Source organism: Pseudomonas sp. P1_A1, from assembly GCF_056406935.1.
Map to the genome: position 1 here is coordinate 158,311 of NZ_JBFTZE010000012.1, position 18,047 is coordinate 176,357.

The 18,047-nt window shown below is 60.8% G+C and carries 12 protein-coding genes; 10 read left to right on the forward strand and 2 right to left on the reverse strand.

The annotated features are described in order from the left end of the window. Positions 1-199 precede the first annotated feature (199 nt). Positions 200-2,149 (reverse strand): BCCT family transporter, encoded by a 1,950-nt coding sequence (locus tag AC1D2Q_RS19185; protein WP_477814209.1) that lies wholly within the window; start codon positions 2,147-2,149, stop codon positions 200-202. A 380-nt stretch (positions 2,150-2,529) separates the two neighbouring features. On the opposite strand from AC1D2Q_RS19185, the gene betI reads away from it, so the two are divergent. From betI to yccS, 9 genes are all read left to right on the forward strand, one after another. After that, a complete protein-coding gene (gene betI, locus AC1D2Q_RS19190) occupies positions 2,530-3,123 on the forward strand; it encodes a transcriptional regulator BetI (protein ID WP_018928769.1) in 594 nt (197 codons plus the stop codon). A 111-nt stretch (positions 3,124-3,234) separates the two neighbouring features. After that, positions 3,235-4,707, forward strand: coding sequence for a betaine-aldehyde dehydrogenase (gene betB, locus AC1D2Q_RS19195; protein ID WP_477814200.1), 1,473 nt, complete (start codon positions 3,235-3,237; stop codon positions 4,705-4,707). A 154-nt stretch (positions 4,708-4,861) separates the two neighbouring features. Continuing rightward, a complete protein-coding gene (betA, locus tag AC1D2Q_RS19200; protein WP_477814201.1) occupies positions 4,862-6,559 on the forward strand; it encodes a choline dehydrogenase in 1,698 nt (565 codons plus the stop codon). A gap of 274 nt (positions 6,560-6,833) precedes the next feature. Further along, positions 6,834-8,276 carry a TldD/PmbA family protein gene (locus AC1D2Q_RS19205; protein WP_019580662.1) on the forward strand — a complete coding sequence of 481 codons (1,443 nt, stop codon included), beginning with the start codon at positions 6,834-6,836 and terminating at the stop codon, positions 8,274-8,276. Further along, positions 8,276-9,613: a TldD/PmbA family protein gene (locus AC1D2Q_RS19210; protein ID WP_477814202.1), complete on the forward strand. Its 1,338-nt coding sequence runs from the start codon at positions 8,276-8,278 to the stop codon at positions 9,611-9,613. Before AC1D2Q_RS19205 ends, AC1D2Q_RS19210 begins: the two co-directional genes overlap by 1 nt. A 145-nt stretch (positions 9,614-9,758) precedes the next feature. Next, the gene (gene mdtD, locus AC1D2Q_RS19215) at positions 9,759-11,186 is read left to right on the forward strand and encodes a multidrug transporter subunit MdtD (RefSeq protein WP_477814203.1); all 1,428 of its coding nucleotides are present in this window, start codon (positions 9,759-9,761) and stop codon (positions 11,184-11,186) included. Between the two features lie 105 nt (positions 11,187-11,291). Further along, entirely contained in the window at positions 11,292-12,629 is a 1,338-nt protein-coding gene (gene dbpA / locus AC1D2Q_RS19220; RefSeq protein WP_230175555.1) for an ATP-dependent RNA helicase DbpA, read from the forward strand. Between the two features lie 150 nt (positions 12,630-12,779). Continuing rightward, positions 12,780-13,958 carry a BaiN/RdsA family NAD(P)/FAD-dependent oxidoreductase gene (locus AC1D2Q_RS19225; protein ID WP_477814210.1) on the forward strand — a complete coding sequence of 393 codons (1,179 nt, stop codon included), beginning with the start codon at positions 12,780-12,782 and terminating at the stop codon, positions 13,956-13,958. Between the two features lie 138 nt (positions 13,959-14,096). Beyond that, positions 14,097-16,280 carry a YccS family putative transporter gene (gene yccS / locus AC1D2Q_RS19230; RefSeq protein WP_477814204.1) on the forward strand — a complete coding sequence of 728 codons (2,184 nt, stop codon included), beginning with the start codon at positions 14,097-14,099 and terminating at the stop codon, positions 16,278-16,280. A 61-nt stretch (positions 16,281-16,341) separates the two neighbouring features. On the opposite strand, the gene AC1D2Q_RS19235 is transcribed toward yccS, so the two are convergent. Further along, positions 16,342-17,079: a substrate-binding periplasmic protein gene (locus tag AC1D2Q_RS19235; protein WP_477814205.1), complete on the reverse strand. Its 738-nt coding sequence runs from the start codon at positions 17,077-17,079 to the stop codon at positions 16,342-16,344. Between the two features lie 257 nt (positions 17,080-17,336). Between AC1D2Q_RS19235 and AC1D2Q_RS19240 the strand changes: the two genes are divergently transcribed. Then, positions 17,337-17,789, forward strand: a complete 453-nt coding sequence (locus tag AC1D2Q_RS19240; protein WP_477814206.1) for a GNAT family N-acetyltransferase — start codon at positions 17,337-17,339, stop codon at positions 17,787-17,789. Positions 17,790-18,047 lie beyond the last annotated feature (258 nt).

Below are 18,047 nucleotides of genomic sequence, written 5' to 3' on the forward strand. Positions count from 1 at the left end.
TGATCGCGGCGTTTTTGTTTGAAGAAGATCAAAAGATCGCAGCCTTCGGCAGCTCCTACGCCGAACGCATTCCCCTGTAGGAGCTGCCGAAGGCTGCGATCTTTGTGGACGCGCTGAGCGTCACAGGAGGCATCCCTTTGCAGCGCGTGGGAACGATCGACAAGGCACAAAAAAGGGGCTCTATTGAGCCCCTTCTGTTTTAGCTGTAGACCCGGCCAAGCAGCTGCCGATGGCTTTCAAACTGATCGAGCACGTCACGGGTGATCTGATCCTGAGTGAAGCCCATCAAGTCGTAGTCCTGGCTGCCGTTGTGCAGGTACACCTCGGCGCGGTAGTAACGTGCACGCGGTTCATCGGCACTTTCGGCCGACACCGTTTCGCTCGCCGCCGCCAGATAACCGTCCAGGCTCACTTCGTAGACAAAAGGGTTGCCCTCTTCCATCTCGATCCGCAGGCCCATGCAGCGCTTGGCTTTACCCAGCAACGTCTGCACGTCCAGGCCCTTGCCACGCAGTTGAACCACGGCCTCTTCCAGCGCCGGGCTGACTTGCTTGTCCATGAAACGCTGAACGATCGATTGGTTCGGTTGCAGATCCAGCTGAGTCAGACGCTCGCTGAAACCGCGACGACCGCGTGCCGCCAACTCCGCTTGCTCCTGTTCGACCTGCACGTCCTGGCGCATGGCCTTGTGCAAACCGAACATGAAGAACACCAGCACCACCGAGAATGGCAGCCCCGCCAGCACCACCATGGTTTGCATGGCTTCGAAGTTACCGGCGAACAGCAAACCGATGGTCACCAGGGTGATCACCACCGACCAGAAAATCCGCAGCCAGTGCGGCGCGTCTTCGTCGACGTTGCCGCCCTTGCACGAAAGGTTGGCCATCATCACCGCGCCGGARTCCGCCGGGGTCAGGAACAGCACGAAACCAACAAAAATCGACACGCCGATTACAACTTTCGACGCCGGGTAATGCTCAAGCAACTGGTAGATCGACATCGACGGCTGCTCGAGCGCCGTCTTCCCGAGTTCCACCGCCCCATGGTTCATCACCAGGTCCAGAGCCGAGTTACCGAAGATCGACAGCCATGCCAGGGTGAAACCCAGCGGGATCAGCAGCACACCGGCGACCAGTTCACGCACCGTGCGACCACGAGAAATACGCGCGATGAACATGCCGACAAATGGCGCCCAGGAAATCCACCAGGCCCAGTAGAACAGGGTCCACAGGCCCAACCAGCGGTCAGACTTCTCACTGTCGCCTTCATACACGTAGAGGTCGAAGGTCTTCAGCACCACGCCATTCAGGTAGTCACCGATGTTCTGCACAAAGCCGTTGAGCAGGTGCAAGGTCGGGCCGAACAACAGCACGAAAATCAGCAGACCGCTGAACAGCACGATGTTCAGGTTGGACAGACGACGAATGCCGTTTTCCACGCCGGACACGGCAGCGATGGTCGCCACGGTGCTCATCACGATGATCACGATCAGCAGATTGGTGTTGCTGTGTTCCATACCGAACAGGTTTTCCAGCCCCGACGACACTTGCAGCGAACCGATCCCCAGGTTCGTCACCAGCCCCAGCAGGGTCACGAACATGCCGAAGCCGTCCACCGCATGACCGGCCGCGCCTTTGACCCAACGCTCACCGACCAACGGATACAGCGCCGAACGCAACGCCAGCGGCTGGTTATGACGGTACGCAAAGTACGCCACGGCCAGGCCGACCAAGGCGTAGATCGCCCAGCCATGCAGGCCCCAATGCAGGAACGTCAGCTGCACTGCCTGACGCGCGGCAAGGTTGCTGCCGGCCACACCTTCCGGTGGATTGAAGTAATGGTCCAGCGGCTCGGACGCACCGAAGTACAGCAGCGAGATGCCGATACCCGACGAGAACAGCATTCCCGCCCACGCACCGTAGCTGAAGTCCGGGGTATCGTCCTTGCTGCCCAGCTTGAGCTTGCCGTAAGACGAAAACGCCAGGCCGACGACAAAAACCAGATAGGCGGCGATCACCACCATGTAGTACCAGCCGAAGCTGCGGGACAACCAGGCCTGGGCAATGCCGAGCATTCTGCCGGCCTCTTGCGGGGCGATGATCAGAATGGCGGTCAACAACAGAATCAACGCGGTAGAGGTGTAGAACACCCAACCGTTGACCATCACCTTCTCGGGTGGGGTCTTTATTAGAGAGGCAGAACTCATGGCACAGATGCTCCGGGCAGTGCGAGAGAAGAACACAAGGCAACGCGTTACCCGACCAATCGATTAGTTGGCAGCCGACCGGCGGGTGATATAAAGACACCCCGAAAAAAGCCCGAAACCCATGGAACGCCAGTGCGTGTGGATTTCGAGCATGTTCAGATGTCGTTTTTCCGCCCACTACACGTAGGAAAAACCTGTAGGCAGCGACGAATTGTCGCAGATCTTATTCTTTGTTGATTGAACGTTCAATCAAAACAAAATAGACTGGCCCTCAATCCGGTAGGCGTATTTCGCCCACCGGAAGGCCTAAGGAGATGTGCAAGATGCCCAAGGTCGGTATGCAACCCATCCGCCGCCAGCAATTGATCGAAGCCACGCTACAGGCCGTCGATCAGGTCGGCATGGGGGACGCCAGCATTGCGCTGATCGCCCGTTTGGCCGGTGTCTCGAATGGCATCATCAGTCACTACTTTCAGGACAAGAACGGCCTGATCGCCGCCACGATGCGGTATCTGATGAGCGTCCTCAGCGAGAACGTCACCGCGCGCCGTCAGGCGATGGCAGATGACAGCCCACGGGCGCATCTGCAGGTGATTATCGAAGGCAACTTCGACGCCAGCCAGGTCAATGGCCCGGCAATGAAAACCTGGTTGGCCTTCTGGGCCACCAGCATGCACCAGCCGTCTTTGCACAGGTTGCAGCGGATCAACGATCACCGTCTGTATTCCAACCTGTGCTGCCAGTTCCGCCGTGCGTTGCCGCTTGATCAAGCACGCAGCGCCGCCCGGGGCCTGGCAGCCCTCATTGACGGTTTGTGGTTGCGCGGCGCGCTGTCGGGAGATGCTTTCGACACCGAGCAGGCGCAACGGATCGCTTACGAATACATGGATATCCAATTGGCCAAGCAGGTGAGTTAGAGCACACATAAAACCGCTCAGCCCCTGAACCGCCACTGATCAGCGTCGCCAACGCTACACGGCACGTCCCAGTGGTTAACGCCAACCAACTTATGCACTTGCGAGGACTTTATGGCCCGTTTCGAACTGCAAAAACTCTACATCGACGGCGGCTACAGTGACGCCAGCAGCGACGCCACCTTCGAAGCCATCAACCCGGCTAACGGTGAAGTCCTCGCAAAAGTACAGCGTGCGACCAAGGAAGACGTTGAGCGTGCAGTGGTCAGTGCCGAAAAGGGCCAGAAAATCTGGGCCGCGATGACCGCCATGGAGCGTTCGCGCATCCTGCGTCGTGCCGTGGAAATCCTGCGCGAGCGCAACGATGAACTGGCCGCCCTGGAAACCCTGGACACCGGCAAGGCGTACTCCGAAACCCGTTACGTCGACATCGTCACCGGCGCTGACGTGCTGGAATACTACGCAGGTCTGGTACCGGCCATCGAAGGCGAGCAGATTCCGCTGCGCACTACCTCTTTTGTCTACACCCGTCGCGAGCCGCTGGGCATCGTGGCCGGTATCGGCGCGTGGAACTACCCGATCCAGATCGCCCTGTGGAAATCCGCTCCAGCCCTGGCGGCCGGCAACGCGATGATCTTCAAGCCAAGCGAAGTCACCTCGCTGACAACCCTGAAACTGGCCGAGATCTACACCGAAGCCGGCCTGCCGGCTGGTGTGTTCAACGTGTTGACCGGCAGCGGCCGTGAAGTCGGCACCTGGCTGACCGAACACCCACGCATCGAAAAAGTCTCCTTCACCGGCGGCACCGACACCGGCAAGAAGGTCATGGCCAGCGCTTCCGCCTCCACGCTGAAAGACGTGACCATGGAACTGGGCGGCAAATCCCCGCTGATCATTTTCGACGACGCCGACCTCGATCGCGCCGCCGACACCGCCATGATGGCCAACTTCTACAGCTCCGGTCAGGTTTGCACCAACGGCACTCGCGTATTCGTTCCGAGCCACCTGAAAGCCGCGTTCGAAGCCAAGATCGTTGAGCGCGTTGCGCGCATCCGCGTTGGCAACCCGGAAGACGAAAACACCAACTTCGGCCCGCTGGTCAGCTTCGCCCACATGGAAAGCGTGCTGGGTTACATCGCCAAAGGTAAGGAAGAAGGCGCTCGCCTGCTGTGCGGCGGCGATCGTCTGACCGACGGCGAATTCGCCAAAGGCGCGTTCGTGGCCCCGACCGTGTTCACCGACTGCACCGACGAGATGACCATCGTGCGCGAAGAAATCTTCGGCCCGGTGATGAGCATCCTGACCTACGAAACCGAAGAAGAAGTGATCCGTCGTGCCAACGACACCGACTTCGGTCTGGCTGCCGGCGTCGTTACCAAAGACCTGAACCGCGCGCACCGCGTGATTCATCAACTGGAAGCCGGTATCTGCTGGATCAACGCCTGGGGCGAGTCCGACGCCAAGATGCCGGTCGGCGGTTACAAGCAGTCGGGCGTGGGCCGTGAGAACGGCATCAGCTCGCTGAACAACTTCACACGCATCAAATCGGTACAGGTCGAACTGGGCGATTACGCCTCGGTGTTCTAAGCCCCGAGTCTTGTGTTGCCCGCGAGGCCGCCTTCGCGGGCAAGCCCGCTCCCACAGGAGTCACCATTCCAATGTGGGAGCGGGCTTGCTCGCGAATGAGTGCACAGCACTCGCCTTGGCCATGACCTGACCAACTTCAAAGAGGGTGCATTCAATGTCCCAAGTATTCGATTACATCATCATCGGTGCCGGCTCGGCCGGTAACACCCTGGCGACCCGTCTGACTGAAGACGAAGGCGTCACCGTCCTGCTGCTCGAAGCGGGCGGCCCGGATTACCGTCTGGATTTCCGTACGCAAATGCCGGCCGCCCTGGCGTTCCCGCTGCAAGGTCGTCGCTACAACTGGGCATACGAAACCGATCCGGAGCCACACATGGACGGTCGCCGGATGGAATGCGGTCGCGGCAAGGGCCTGGGTGGTTCTTCGCTGATCAACGGCATGTGCTACATCCGCGGCAACGCGATGGATTATGACAACTGGGCGAAACTGCCAGGCCTGGAAGACTGGACCTACCTCGACTGCCTGCCGTATTTCCGCAAGGCGGAAACCCGTGACATCGGCCCGAACGACTACCACGGTGGCGACGGTCCCGTCAGCGTGACCACGCCCAAAGCCGGCAACAACCCGCTGTTCAGCGCGATGGTTGAAGCAGGCGTGCAGGCCGGTTACCCGCGCACCGAAGACTTGAACGGTTACCAGCAGGAAGGTTTCGGCCCGATGGACCGTACCGTGACGCCGAAAGGCCGTCGCTCCAGTACTGCTCGCGGTTACCTGGACGTCGCCAAGAAGCGTTCGACCCTGACCATCGTCACCCACGCCCTGACCGACAAGATCCTGTTCGAAGGCAAGCGTGCGGTCGGCGTGCGTTACCTGATCGGCGCGGCTGAAGAGCGCGTTGAAGTCCGTGCCCGCAAAGAAGTGCTGCTGTGCTCCGGTGCCATCGCGTCGCCGCAGATTCTGCAACGCTCCGGTGTCGGCCCGGCCGAACTGCTGAAAAAGCTTGATATTCCGGTGGTCCATGACCTGCCGGGCGTCGGTGAAAACCTGCAGGATCACCTTGAGTTGTACCTGCAATACGCCTGCACCCAACCGGTCTCGCTGTACCCGTCGCTGCTCCTGCACAACCAACCGGCCATCGGTGCCGAGTGGCTGTTCAAGGGCACCGGTATCGGCGCCAGCAACCAATTCGAAGCCGGCGGTTTCATTCGTACCCGTCCGGAATTCGAATGGCCGAACATCCAGTATCACTTCCTGCCGGTAGCGATTAACTACAACGGCAGCAACGGCGTGAAAGAGCACGGCTTCCAGGCGCACATGGGTTCCATGCGTTCGCCAAGTCGCGGTCGTATCCAGGCCAAGTCCAAGGATCCGCGCGAATACCCGAGCATCCTGTTCAACTACATGGCCACCGAGCAGGACTGGCAGGAATTCCGCGACGGCATCCGCCTGACCCGTGAAATCATGCAACAGCCAGCACTGGACGCCTTCCGTGGTCGCGAAATCAGCCCCGGCATCGAGGTGCAAACCGACGAGCAGCTGGACAAGTTCATCCGCGAGCACGCCGAAACCGCGTTCCACCCGTCCTGCTCCTGCAAGATGGGCACCGACGAAATGGCCGTGGTCGATGGCGAAGGTCGTGTGCATGGCATGCAAGGCCTGCGCGTGGTCGATGCCTCGATCATGCCGATCATCACCACCGGCAACCTGAACGCGCCAACGATCATGATGGCCGAGAAAATCGCCGACAAGATCCGCGGTCGCAAGCCACTGCCACGCAGCAAGGCCAAGTACTACGTGGCCGGTGATGCACCGGTGAAGGGCAAGCCGTTGCGGGATGTGAGCGCTCAGTAAGCCGTAACACCGAGGCGCGCCCTTCGCGGGCAAGCCTCGCTTCTACAGGGCGAATGCGATTCCCTGTAGAAGCGAGCGATGCGGCGATCCGACTTGCCCGCGAAAGCGTCCGCCCAAGCAATAGATAAATTCCTGACTCACCCAACCTCAACTCTTCCTACACCGCTCTTCACTTGATCCTACCCCCACGCAGGCCTAATCTAGCGCCACGCAAACGTTTCACCCCCCCTCGCAACACCGATTCGCCGCCACTCCATACCAAGGAGGTTCCCGAATGTTCGATTTCCACCCCCAGCTCAAGCAGCGCTTCGCTGCCTTGCGCACGGGCGCTGAATTCTTTTCGCTGCGTTATGTGCGCGAGTCCGGCCAGTACCTGTCGGTGCGCAAGAACGTCGCCGAACCGCCGAGCCTGAGCCGGGACGAAGGTGCGATGCTGACCGTTCGGGTCAACGGCGTCGAAGCCTATGCCGCGACCAACGACTTGTCCCAGTCCGGGCTGCAAGCTGCGCTGGAGAAGGCCGAGCAACAAGCCCGTCGACTCAAGCCACACGCCCTCCTCGACTTGCGTGAGCAAGCGGTTTCCAGCGAGCGCGCCGACTATTTCTCGCCGAGCCTCGACCAGCCCTTCCCGTCTCTCAGCGATTGCTACCAACTGCTCGGCGCCGAATCCGCCGCCGTGCCCAAGGACGAACGCCTGGTGAACTGGCAGGCGAGCATCGGTATCACCAACGTCGAGCAGATCTACCTCAACAGCGCCGGCGCCGAACTGCGCCAGGCCCAGCGCTTCGTCTACCCGAGCATGGACGTCACCGCCTACGACGGTAGCGACAGCCAGACCCGCACCCTCGGCCGCGAGAATTTCGGTCAGCAGGGCGGCTTTGATGTGATCAGCCGCTGCGGCCTGATCGGCGCCGGCCCGAAAGTCGCCGACCAGGCGTTGCAATTGCTGCTGGCACCGAACACCCCACAAGGCCCGCGCGACCTGTTGCTGATGCCCGACCAGATGATGCTGCAGATCCACGAGTCCATCGGTCACCCGCTGGAACTGGACCGCATCCTGGGCGACGAGCGCAATTACGCCGGCACCAGTTTCGTCAAGGCGCAAGACTTCGGCCGCCTGCAATACGGCTCCGAACTGCTCAACGTGACATTCGACCCGGACATCCCCGAACAGCTCGCCAGCTACGGCCATGACGACGAAGGCACCGCCGCCAGCAAGCAATTCCTGATCAAGCAAGGTTTGCTGCTGCGACCATTGGGCGGCGCGCTCTCGCAGTTCCGGGCCAGCCTCGACGGCGTGGCCAACAGCCGCGCCTGCGGCTGGAACCGTCCGCCGATCGACCGCATGGCCAACCTCAACATCGAGCCCGGCGATCAGCCGCTTGAGCAACTGATCGGCAACATCGAGCACGGCATTTTGATGAGCACCAACCGTTCGTGGTCCATCGACGATGCGCGCAACAAATTCCAGTTCGGTTGCGAATGGGGCCAGTTGATCGAAAACGGCGAACTCAAAGGCGTGGTGAAGAACCCGAATTACCGGGCGATTTCCGCGCAATTCTGGAAGAGCCTGAGCGCCGTCGGTGACGCCAGCACCTTCAAGGTGCTGGGGACGCCGAACTGCGGCAAGGGCGAACCGAACCAGGTGATCCGTGTCGGCCACGCGTCGCCGGCCTGTGTGTTCAGCAACGTTGATGTGTTTGGGGGAGATGCCTGATGAGTACATTCAAAGGTCAGGCCGAGTCGTTTAAAACATTGGTCAACTGGCTGCGTGATGCGCTGCATGAGCCTGAACAATTCACCCTCAGCTACGCCGCCGAATCGTCGGCCTTCGTGCGTTTCAACCACGCCAAGGTGCGTCAGGCCGGGCAGGTGCAGCAGGCAAGCATCGGCTTCAAACTGATCAACGATGGGCGCCACGCCGACCTCGATATCACGTTGTCGGGCGATCCGGAAGTCGATCTTCAGCGTCTGGCCGAGGGGCTGCAGCAGTTGCGCGAAACCCTGCCGTTGCTGCCTCAGGACCCGTACCTGCTGCTCAACCATGACGACTGGCAGAGCAACAACGTGCAGAATCATCCGCTGCCGGACACCGAGCAAGTGGTCGCTGAAATCACTCAGGCCGCCGAGGGGCTGGATCTGGTCGGTTTCTATGCCGCCGGGCCGATCAGTCGCGGTTTCGCCAGTTCTTCGGGCGCGTTCGGCTGGCATCAGGCCAACAGCTTCAACTTCGATTTCAGCCTGTTCCATGAAAACGGTCAGGCGGTGAAAGCCAGCTATGCCGGGCACGACTGGAACAGCGAAGGCTTTGCCCGGCGTTTCCAGCAGGCCCGCGAGCAGTTGGCGTTTCTCGGGCGGCCATTGCGCACGCTGGCGCCGGGTCAGTACCGCGCCTACCTCGCGCCGGCGGCCCTGGAAGAAATCATGGGCATGCTCAGCTGGGGCGGGTTCTCGGCGCAGTCGATTGCCAGCAAGAGCAGTCCGTTGCAGAAGCTCTACGGTGGCGACAGTTCGTTCAGCCCGTTGGTGTCCCTGGATGAAAAAGTCAGCGGCTCCCTGAGCCCGGCGTTCTCCGGTGAAGGTTATCCGCGCAGTGATCTGAGGCTGATTGTGGATGGCAAGGCTGACGAACAACTGGTCGGTTCACGCAGCGCCGCCGAATACGGCCTGACCGCCAACGGTGCCGGTGGCGGTGAAGCCCCAAGTGCATTGAACATGGCGGCGGGCTCTTTACCTGACTCCGAGATTCTCAAGCAACTGGGCACCGGCTTGTACATCAGCAACCTGTGGTACCTGAACTACTCGGACCAACCGGCAGCGCGCCTGACCGGCATGACACGGTTCGCGACCTTCTGGGTCGAGAACGGCGAGATTCAGGCACCGGTCAGCACCATGCGTTTCGATGACAGCGCCTACAGCCTGCTCGGTTCGCAGCTGGAAGCGTTGACCGAGGAACGCGAGCTGATGTTGTCGGCCAGCACCTACAGTCAGCGGAACACGTCTTCGGCATTGCTGCCGGGAGCGCTCGTCAGCCGATTGACCTTGACCCTGTAAAAAGCTTCGCGCAGATCATTCCCACGCTCTGCGTGGGAATGCAGCCCGGGACGCTCCGCGTCCCTACCGAAGCGGACGCGGAGCGTCCATTGAGGCATTCCCACGCGGAGCGTGGGAACGATCATTTCCGACACCAAGAGGTCTCATGCCCAACCGCCCACCTCTCGACGCCGTCACCGCCCGCTGGTTGCCATGGGTCGTGGCCATTGCCTTCTTCATGCAGTCCCTCGACGGGACAATCCTCAACACCGCCCTCCCCGCCATGGCCCGGGACCTGGCCGAAGACCCGCTGCGCATGCAGGGTGTGATCATCGCCTACATGCTCACCGTCGCCTTGCTGATTCCCGCCTCCGGCTGGATCGCCGACCGTTTCGGCACCAAGAAGATCTTCTTCGGCGCCATCCTGTTGTTCAGCATCGGCTCATTGCTCTGCGCCTTGTCGAGCACTCTGAGCATGCTGATCGGCGCCCGGGTGATCCAGGGCCTGGGCGGCGCCTTGATGCTGCCGGTCGGACGCTTGGTAGTGCTGCGCGCGTATCCGCGCTCGGATCTGGTGCGGATCATGGGGTTCATCACCATTCCCGGCCTGCTCGGCCCGCTGATCGGCCCGACCATGGGCGGCTGGATGGTGCAATACCTGACCTGGCACTGGATCTTCCTGATCAACCTGCCGGTGGGTGTGATCGGCTGCTACGCCGTGTGGAAATTCATTCCCGACCTGCGCGGCAGTGAACGCACCCGCTTCGATAGCCTGGGCTTTTTGCTGTTCGGCGCGGCGATGGTGCTGATCACCATCGCCATGGAGGGCCTCGGCGAACTGCACCTGCCGCACTTGCGGGTGATGTTGCTGCTGTTTGCCGGCATGGCCTGTCTGGCGGCGTATTGGTTGCGGGCCGGGCACACCGACAATCCGCTGTTTGCGCCATCGCTGTTCAAGACCCGGACCTTCGCCGTGGGCATCCTCGGCAACCTGTTCGCCCGGCTGGGCAGCGGCGCATTGCCGTTCCTGGTGCCGTTGCTGCTGCAAGTGGCGCTGGGCTATTCGCCGTCACAGGCCGGGATGAGCATGCTGCCCCTGGCCGCGGCCGCGATGGTCGCCAAATCGGTGGCGCGGCCGTTGATCGAACGTTTCGGCTACCGCATCGTGCTGACCGGCAACACCCTGGCGCTGGGGATCATGCTGGCGAGCATGGGCCTGGTCAGCGAGCAGACGCCGTATTGGTTGTTGCTGGGCCAGTTGGCGATTCTGGGGGCAATCAACTCCTTGCAGTTCACCGCGATGAATACCGTGACACTGATCGACCTCGACGACGCCAGCGCCAGCAGCGGCAACAGCTTGCTGTCGGTGGTCGCGCAATTGTCCCTGAGCCTGGGCGTGGCGTGCGCCGGTGCGCTGCTCGGCGGCTTCACGGCGGAGATGGGCAATGACGACGTGGACACGGTGCTGGGCGCGTTCCAGCTGACGTTTGTGACGGTAGGAATCATGGCGATGCTGGCTGCAACCATCTTCTCGCAGCTGTCGAGAGAAGACGGACGGCGCGTCAAACGTCCGGAACAACACATAGAGCCTTAGGGCGAATGGCCATGGGACTGATACACTGCGCGACATTTTGTTTTGCAGGCCAGTCCCGTGACCACCATCGCCACCGCTTTTAATACTTTGCCGCTGTCCGCCGCCATGCTGGCTAACCTCGACTCCCTCGGTTATGCCCAGATGACGCCGATCCAGGCGCAAAGCTTGCCGGTGATCCTCAAGGGGATGGACCTGATCGCCCAGGCCAAGACCGGCAGCGGCAAGACCGCCGCCTTCGGTATCGGCCTGTTGAACCCGATCAATCCGCGCTTCTTCGGTTGCCAGGCACTGGTCATCTGCCCGACCCGTGAGCTGGCCGACCAAGTCGCCAAGGAAATCCGTCGCCTGGCCCGTTCCGAAGACAACATCAAGGTCCTGACCCTGTGCGGCGGTGTGTCTTTCGGCCCGCAGATCGGCTCGCTGGAGCACGGCGCGCACATCATCGTCGGCACTCCGGGGCGTATCCAGCAACACCTGCGCAAGGGTTCGCTGGTGCTTCACGGCCTGAACACACTGATTCTCGACGAAGCCGACCGCATGCTCGACATGGGTTTCTACGATTCCATCGAAGAAATCATCGCCCAGTGCCCGGAACGTCGCCAGACCCTGCTGTTCTCCGCCACCTATCCGGTGGGCATCAAGCAGTTGGCATCGAAGTTCATGCGTAATCCGCAGCAAGTGAAGGCCGAGGCGTTCCACGACGACACGCAGATCGAGCAGCGTTTCTACGAAATCTCCCCGGAAGAGCGCATGAGCGCGGTGACCAAGGTGCTCGGCCACTTCCGCCCGGCGTCCTGCGTGGCCTTCTGTTTCACCAAGCAGCAGGTTCAGGAAACCGTCGATCACCTGACCTCCAAAGGCATCTCCGCCGTCGGCCTGCACGGCGATCTGGAACAGCGTGACCGCGACCAGGTACTGGCAATGTTCGCCAACCGCAGTACGTCGGTACTGGTTGCCACCGACGTCGCCGCACGCGGCCTGGACATCGATGCGCTGGACATGGTGATCAACGTCGAACTGGCCCGTGACTCGGAAATCCACATTCACCGTGTCGGCCGTACCGGTCGTGCCGGTGAGAAAGGCATTGCGATCAGCCTGGTCGCACCGTCCGAAGCCCATCGCGCCCAAGCCATCGAGCAACTGCAGAAGTCGCCGTTGAATTGGGATCAGGTGGATAACCTCACGTCCCAGGGCGGCGGTCCGCTGCTGCCGCTGATGAGCACGCTGTGCATTGGTGCGGGCCGTAAAGACAAAGTCCGTCCGGGTGACATTCTCGGTGCACTGACCGGCGAGGCGGGCATTCCTGGCGCCCAGGTCGGCAAGATCGCGATTTTCGACTTCCAGGCCTATGTGGCCGTGGAGCGCGGGATCGCCAAGCAAGCCTTGCAGCGCCTGAACGACGGTAAAATCAAAGGCCGTTCGCTGCGCGTTCGCATCCTGTAAGAACACTGTATTTCCCTGTTGCTGACGTTCCCACGCTCTGCGTGGTAATGCATCCCGTGACGCTCCGCGTCACATAACGGCGGACGCAGAGCGTCCATGGCGGCATTCCCACGCAGAGCGTGGGAACGATCAATGTGTGAGGACACCGTTTTGCGCTCTACCGAAGTCGTGATCATTGGCGCTGGCGCCGCAGGGTTGATGTGTGCGCTGACCGCCGCCGGGCGCGGGCGCAAGGTGATGTTGCTCGACCACGCGAACAAGGCCGGCAAGAAAATCCTGATGTCGGGCGGTGGCCGCTGCAATTTCACCAACATGTACACCGAGCCGGGCAATTTCCTCTCGCAGAACGCACATTTCTGCAAATCTGCGTTGGCACGTTACACCCAGTGGGACTTCATCGGTCTGGTGGCCAAACACGGCGTGCCATACCACGAGAAGAAACTCGGCCAGTTGTTCTGCGATAACAAATCCAGCGACATCCTCGACATGCTGCTCGACGAATGCGATCAGGTCGGCGTCAGCCTGCACCTGGACACTTCGATCCAGACCATCGAGAAGCTCGAAAGCGGTTATCTGCTGGACACCACGCTGGGTCAGATCACTTGCCAATCCCTGGTGATCGCCACCGGCGGCCTGTCGATTCCGACCCTCGGCGCCACCGGTTTCGGCTATCAGGTGGCCAAGCAGTTCGGCCACGACCTGCTGCCGACCCGAGCCGGTCTGGTGCCGTTCACCATCACCGATCAGCTCAAGGAGCTGTGCACCGAGCTGTCCGGTACGTCGGTGGATTGCCTGGTGAGCTGCAACGACCAGAGTTTCCGCGAGAACATCCTGTTCACCCACCGCGGCCTCAGCGGCCCGGCGATTTTGCAGATTTCTTCGTTCTGGGAATCCGGCGACACGGTAGAGATCAACCTGATGCCGGACCACGACGTACCGAGCTGGCTGCAACAGCAGCAAGTCGAGCGCCCGAACAGCGAGTTGAAAACCCTGCTCGGTGAGATTTTCACCAAGAAGATGGCCAACTTGCTGGCAGACAACTGGTTCGCCTCCAAACCGATGAAGCAATACACCCACGCAGAAATTGCAGACATCGCTGAAAAACTGGCGAGCTGGAAAGTCGTGCCGGCCGGCACCGAGGGCTACCGCACGGCCGAAGTGACCCTGGGTGGCGTCGATACGCGCGAAGTGTCATCCAAAACCATGGAATCGCTGAAAAGCCCTGGCCYGTATTTCATCGGCGAAGTGCTCGACGTCACCGGGCATCTGGGTGGTTTCAACTTCCAATGGGCCTGGGCCTCCGGTTACGCCGCCGCGCAGTACGTCTGACTACACCGCTCCCCCTGTAGGGAAGCGTGTTTCGCCGGGGAAGGAACAGATTTTGCTGTCTGATGTGATCGGCGCCATTGCGTCGGCGTCATTAGTGGCTCAATTTAGCGTCATTGCCTCGGAAGGCCTTCGCACTTCATGTCATCGACTACATTTCGGCAGTCTCTGCGTCGCCTCTGGGCGCTGGATAAATTCAGTTACAGCGTTCGGGTATTCATCGCCCTGACCGGCACCATGGCACTGTGTTGGTATCAGGATGAAATGGGCCTGCTGATCCCGTTGTTCCTGGGGATCATCGCCAGCGCCCTGGCCGAAACCGACGACAGTTGGCAGGGCCGCCTCAACGCGCTGGCCGTGACGCTGGTGTGTTTCATGGTCGCCGCCCTGTCCGTCGAACTGCTCTTCCCCTACCCCGTTCTCTTTATCATCGCCTTTGCCCTGGCTAGTTTCTGCCTGACCATGCTCGGCGCGCTGGGCGAACGTTATGGCGCGATTGCATCAGCGACGCTGATTCTGTCGGTCTACACCATGATCGGCGTGGACCAGCGCGGCGGCGCGGTCACTGATTTCTGGCACGAGCCGGTACTGCTGGTGGCCGGTGCGGCGTGGTATGGCTTGCTCTCGGTGCTGTGGCAAGCGCTGTTTTCCAACCAGCCGGTGCAACAGAGCCTGGCGCGGTTATTCCGTGAACTGGGTTATTACCTGAAACTGAAATCGTCGCTGTTCGAACCGATCCGGCAGCTGGACGTGGAAGCGCGCCGCCTGGAACTGGCCCAGCAGAACGGTCGGGTGGTGGCGGCCCTGAACGCCGCCAAGGAAATCATTCTGCACCGGGTCGGCGATGGCCGGCCGGGCGCGAAAGTCAGCCGTTACCTGAAGCTGTACTTCCTCGCCCAGGACATCCACGAGCGCGCCAGCTCCTCGCACTACCCCTACAACGCGCTGGCCGAGGCGTTCTTCCACAGCGACGTGCTGTTCCGCTGTCAGCGCCTGCTGCGCCAGCAAGGCAAGGCGTGCCGCGCACTGGCAGAATCGATCCAGATGCGCCAGCCGTTCACTTATGACGCCAGCTTCGCCGAAGCCCTGAGCGACCTGCACGCCTCCCTCGAACACCTGCGCATCCAGAGCAACCCGGCGTGGCGCGGTCTGCTGCGTTCGTTGCGGGCATTGGCCGCCAACCTCGGCACCCTCGACCGTTTGCTCAGCGACGCCAGCAACCCCGATGCGCTCGCAGACGCCACCGACAGCAGCCTGCTCGACCGTTCGCCACGCAGCCTCAAGGATGTGTGGATTCGCTTGCGCACACAGCTGACGCCGACGTCCTTGTTGTTCCGCCACGCCCTGCGCCTGCCCCTGGCATTGAGCATCGGCTACGCGATGGTGCATTTGATCCACCCCTCGCAAGGTTACTGGATCATCCTCACCACGCTGTTTGTCTGTCAGCCGAACTACGGCGCCACCCGCCGCAAACTGGGCCAGCGGATCATCGGCACCGCCATCGGCCTGACCGTGGCCTGGGCGCTGTTCGATCTGTTCCCCAACCCGTTGATCCAGTCGAGCTTCGCCATCGTTGCCGGGGTGGTGTTCTTTACCAACCGCACCACCCGCTACACCCTGGCGACTGCCGCCATTACGGTCATGGTGCTGTTCTGCTTCAACCAGGTGGGCGACGGTTACGGGCTGCTTCTGCCGCGACTGTTCGATACCTTGCTGGGCAGCCTGATCGCCGGCCTGGCGGTGTTCCTGTTCCTGCCGGACTGGCAGGGCCGACGCCTGAACAAAGTGCTGGCCAATACCCTGACCTGCAACAGCGTTTACCTGCGCCAGATCATGCAACAATACGCCGCCGGTAAAAGCGACGACCTGGCTTATCGCCTGGCCCGCCGTAACGCACACAACGCCGACGCGGCGTTGTCGACGACACTGGCCAACATGCTGATGGAGCCGGGGCACTTCCGTAAGGAAGCCGATGTCGGGTTCCGTTTCCTGGTGCTGTCGCACACCCTGCTCAGCTATTTGTCGGGGCTTGGGGCACACCGTGAAACCCAACTGCCATCGGATGTGCGCGAGCACTTGATCGACGGTGCGGGCGTGAGCCTGGCCGCCAGCCTCGACGACATCGCCCAGGGCCTGGCGAGCAAACAGCCGATCGCGATTCAGAGTGATGAGGAAGAAGCGCTGGCCAATGCGCTTGAGCAGATGCCGGATGAAATCGATGAAGGGCAGCGGCTGGTACAGACACAACTGGCGTTGATCTGTCGGCAACTGGGGCCGTTGCGGACGTTGGCGGCGCATTTGATCAAGGACACTGGCGAAGCCTGAGATGTGCAGTGACTGGGCGGGCCCGCGAAGGCGTCAGCCCAGACACCGCAGGCCTTTCAGATCACATCCCATGCTGCCTGAGCAACTTCTCATAACTCCCATCAGCCTTCATCGCCGCAATCTCGCGATCGAAACCGGCGACGATCTGTTCATGCTCCGGGTTCTTCAGGCTCACCAGAATATGCAGACTGTTCTCGCTCAACGGCTTGGGCAGGAACTCCACGGCATTGCGCACTTTGGGTGATTCCCGCGCGAGGTAATACCGGGCGACGAACTCGTCTTCCAAAGTCAGCTTGACCCGATCAGCCGCGACCATGCGCACGGCCATGGCGAAGCTATGCACCGGGACTTTCTGCAACGACACATCGTCATCAAATTCCTGCGAATAGGCATAACCGCGTACCACCGCTATCGGGTAGGTGTGCAGTTGTTGCAGGTTGTTGTATTCGATTGGCGTGTCTTTGCGCTTGAGAAAGCGCACGCGGTTGAGCAGGTACTCGCCGGAAAACTGCCCCAGCTTCGTGCGCTCGTCGGTGTACCAGGTGTTGACCAGTACGTCGTAACGCCCCTCGCCCACCCCAAACAAGGCTCGCGCCCACGGCACCTGCTCGAAATCACTGGCGTAACCGGCCCGGGCCAGTGCAGTGCTGACGATGTCCGTGGCCACACCGCCATTGACCAGCGTGGCGTCGGTAAAGGGTGGCCAGGCATCAGCGACCAGACGCAGCTTTTCCGCAGCCTCGGTTTGTGTCAGCAACAGCAATCCGATCAAAGCAAACGCTCGATGAAACCGCGGCATGCCAGAAATCCTTAGCGGGCGAGCTGCCCGACGTGTTTTTCAGCCTAAACTCCGGGGTTCCTTTACCGGCGAACCCAGGTCCTAACACTAGCTCATTGAGGCCATTGCACAGCGCTTCATCGCAGATTACACAAAGAAGACAATTTCGCGAGAAATGAATGATGGCATTTTGGTCTGCATCACAGATTCCTCTGCCATAAAGACATCCCGCCTCAGGGCGCTTAGTATCGGAGCAACGTTGTTCAAGGAATGTGAAGATGACAATCGATTGGGTCTGCAAACACCACAGCGATCTGGGTAAAGAGCAGCTGTATGCCATTTTGCAGCTGCGCGCCGAAGTGTTTGTCGTCGAGCAGAAATGCGCTTATCAAGACATCGATGGCCAGGACCTGGAAGGTGACACTCGCCATTTGATGGGCTGGGATGGGGATCAGCTGGTGGCCTACTTGCGATTGCTCGACCCGCAATTGCAGGGCGGCGACGTGGTGATTGGCCGGGTGATCATCGCACCCGTGGCACGCGGTGCAGGGCTTGGGCATGAGTTGATGAATCAGGCGTTGAAACAGGCCGAGAAGCACTGGCCCGAGGTGCCGATCTACCTCTCGGCACAGGCGCATTTGCAGGGGTACTACGGGCGGTACGGGTTTGTGGTGGCGGGTGAGGAATACCTGGAGGATGAGATTCCGCATATCGGGATGCGCCGTTCCTGAGGCCCCTATGATCGCTTGTATGCTGGTACTTGAAGGGAGGAGGAGGGACAAGGCTCGATTCTGACTGTTGGCGCAGTACAGATCCGTGGGAGATTTCGCCCCTCCTCCTTTCACCCAAGCGCCGATAAAGAATGCATCTGGCTAGACCGACGATAGGAACAAGCCTGCGCCTCTGGGTGAGCCCTTCAAGTGCTCAAAACCATATCTCGGGGGGTGTTCAATGGCAATGTCGGTTTCTGTTTCCAAGCCAATCGTGGG

Excerpts from the sequence above, each read along its gene's own strand:
- betI (WP_018928769.1), top strand. The coding sequence starts at position 2,530 with ATGCCCAAGGTCGGTATGCAACCCATCCGCCGCCAGCAATTGATCGAA.
- betB (WP_477814200.1), top strand. The coding sequence starts at position 3,235 with ATGGCCCGTTTCGAACTGCAAAAACTCTACATCGACGGCGGCTACAGT.
- betA (WP_477814201.1), top strand. The coding sequence starts at position 4,862 with ATGTCCCAAGTATTCGATTACATCATCATCGGTGCCGGCTCGGCCGGT.
- AC1D2Q_RS19205 (WP_019580662.1), top strand. The coding sequence starts at position 6,834 with ATGTTCGATTTCCACCCCCAGCTCAAGCAGCGCTTCGCTGCCTTGCGC.
- AC1D2Q_RS19210 (WP_477814202.1), top strand. The coding sequence starts at position 8,276 with ATGAGTACATTCAAAGGTCAGGCCGAGTCGTTTAAAACATTGGTCAAC.
- mdtD (WP_477814203.1), top strand. The coding sequence starts at position 9,759 with ATGCCCAACCGCCCACCTCTCGACGCCGTCACCGCCCGCTGGTTGCCA.
- dbpA (WP_230175555.1), top strand. The coding sequence starts at position 11,292 with ATGCTGGCTAACCTCGACTCCCTCGGTTATGCCCAGATGACGCCGATC.
- yccS (WP_477814204.1), top strand. The coding sequence starts at position 14,097 with ATGTCATCGACTACATTTCGGCAGTCTCTGCGTCGCCTCTGGGCGCTG.
- AC1D2Q_RS19235 (WP_477814205.1), bottom strand. The coding sequence starts at position 17,079 with ATGCCGCGGTTTCATCGAGCGTTTGCTTTGATCGGATTGCTGTTGCTG.
- AC1D2Q_RS19240 (WP_477814206.1), top strand. The coding sequence starts at position 17,337 with ATGACAATCGATTGGGTCTGCAAACACCACAGCGATCTGGGTAAAGAG.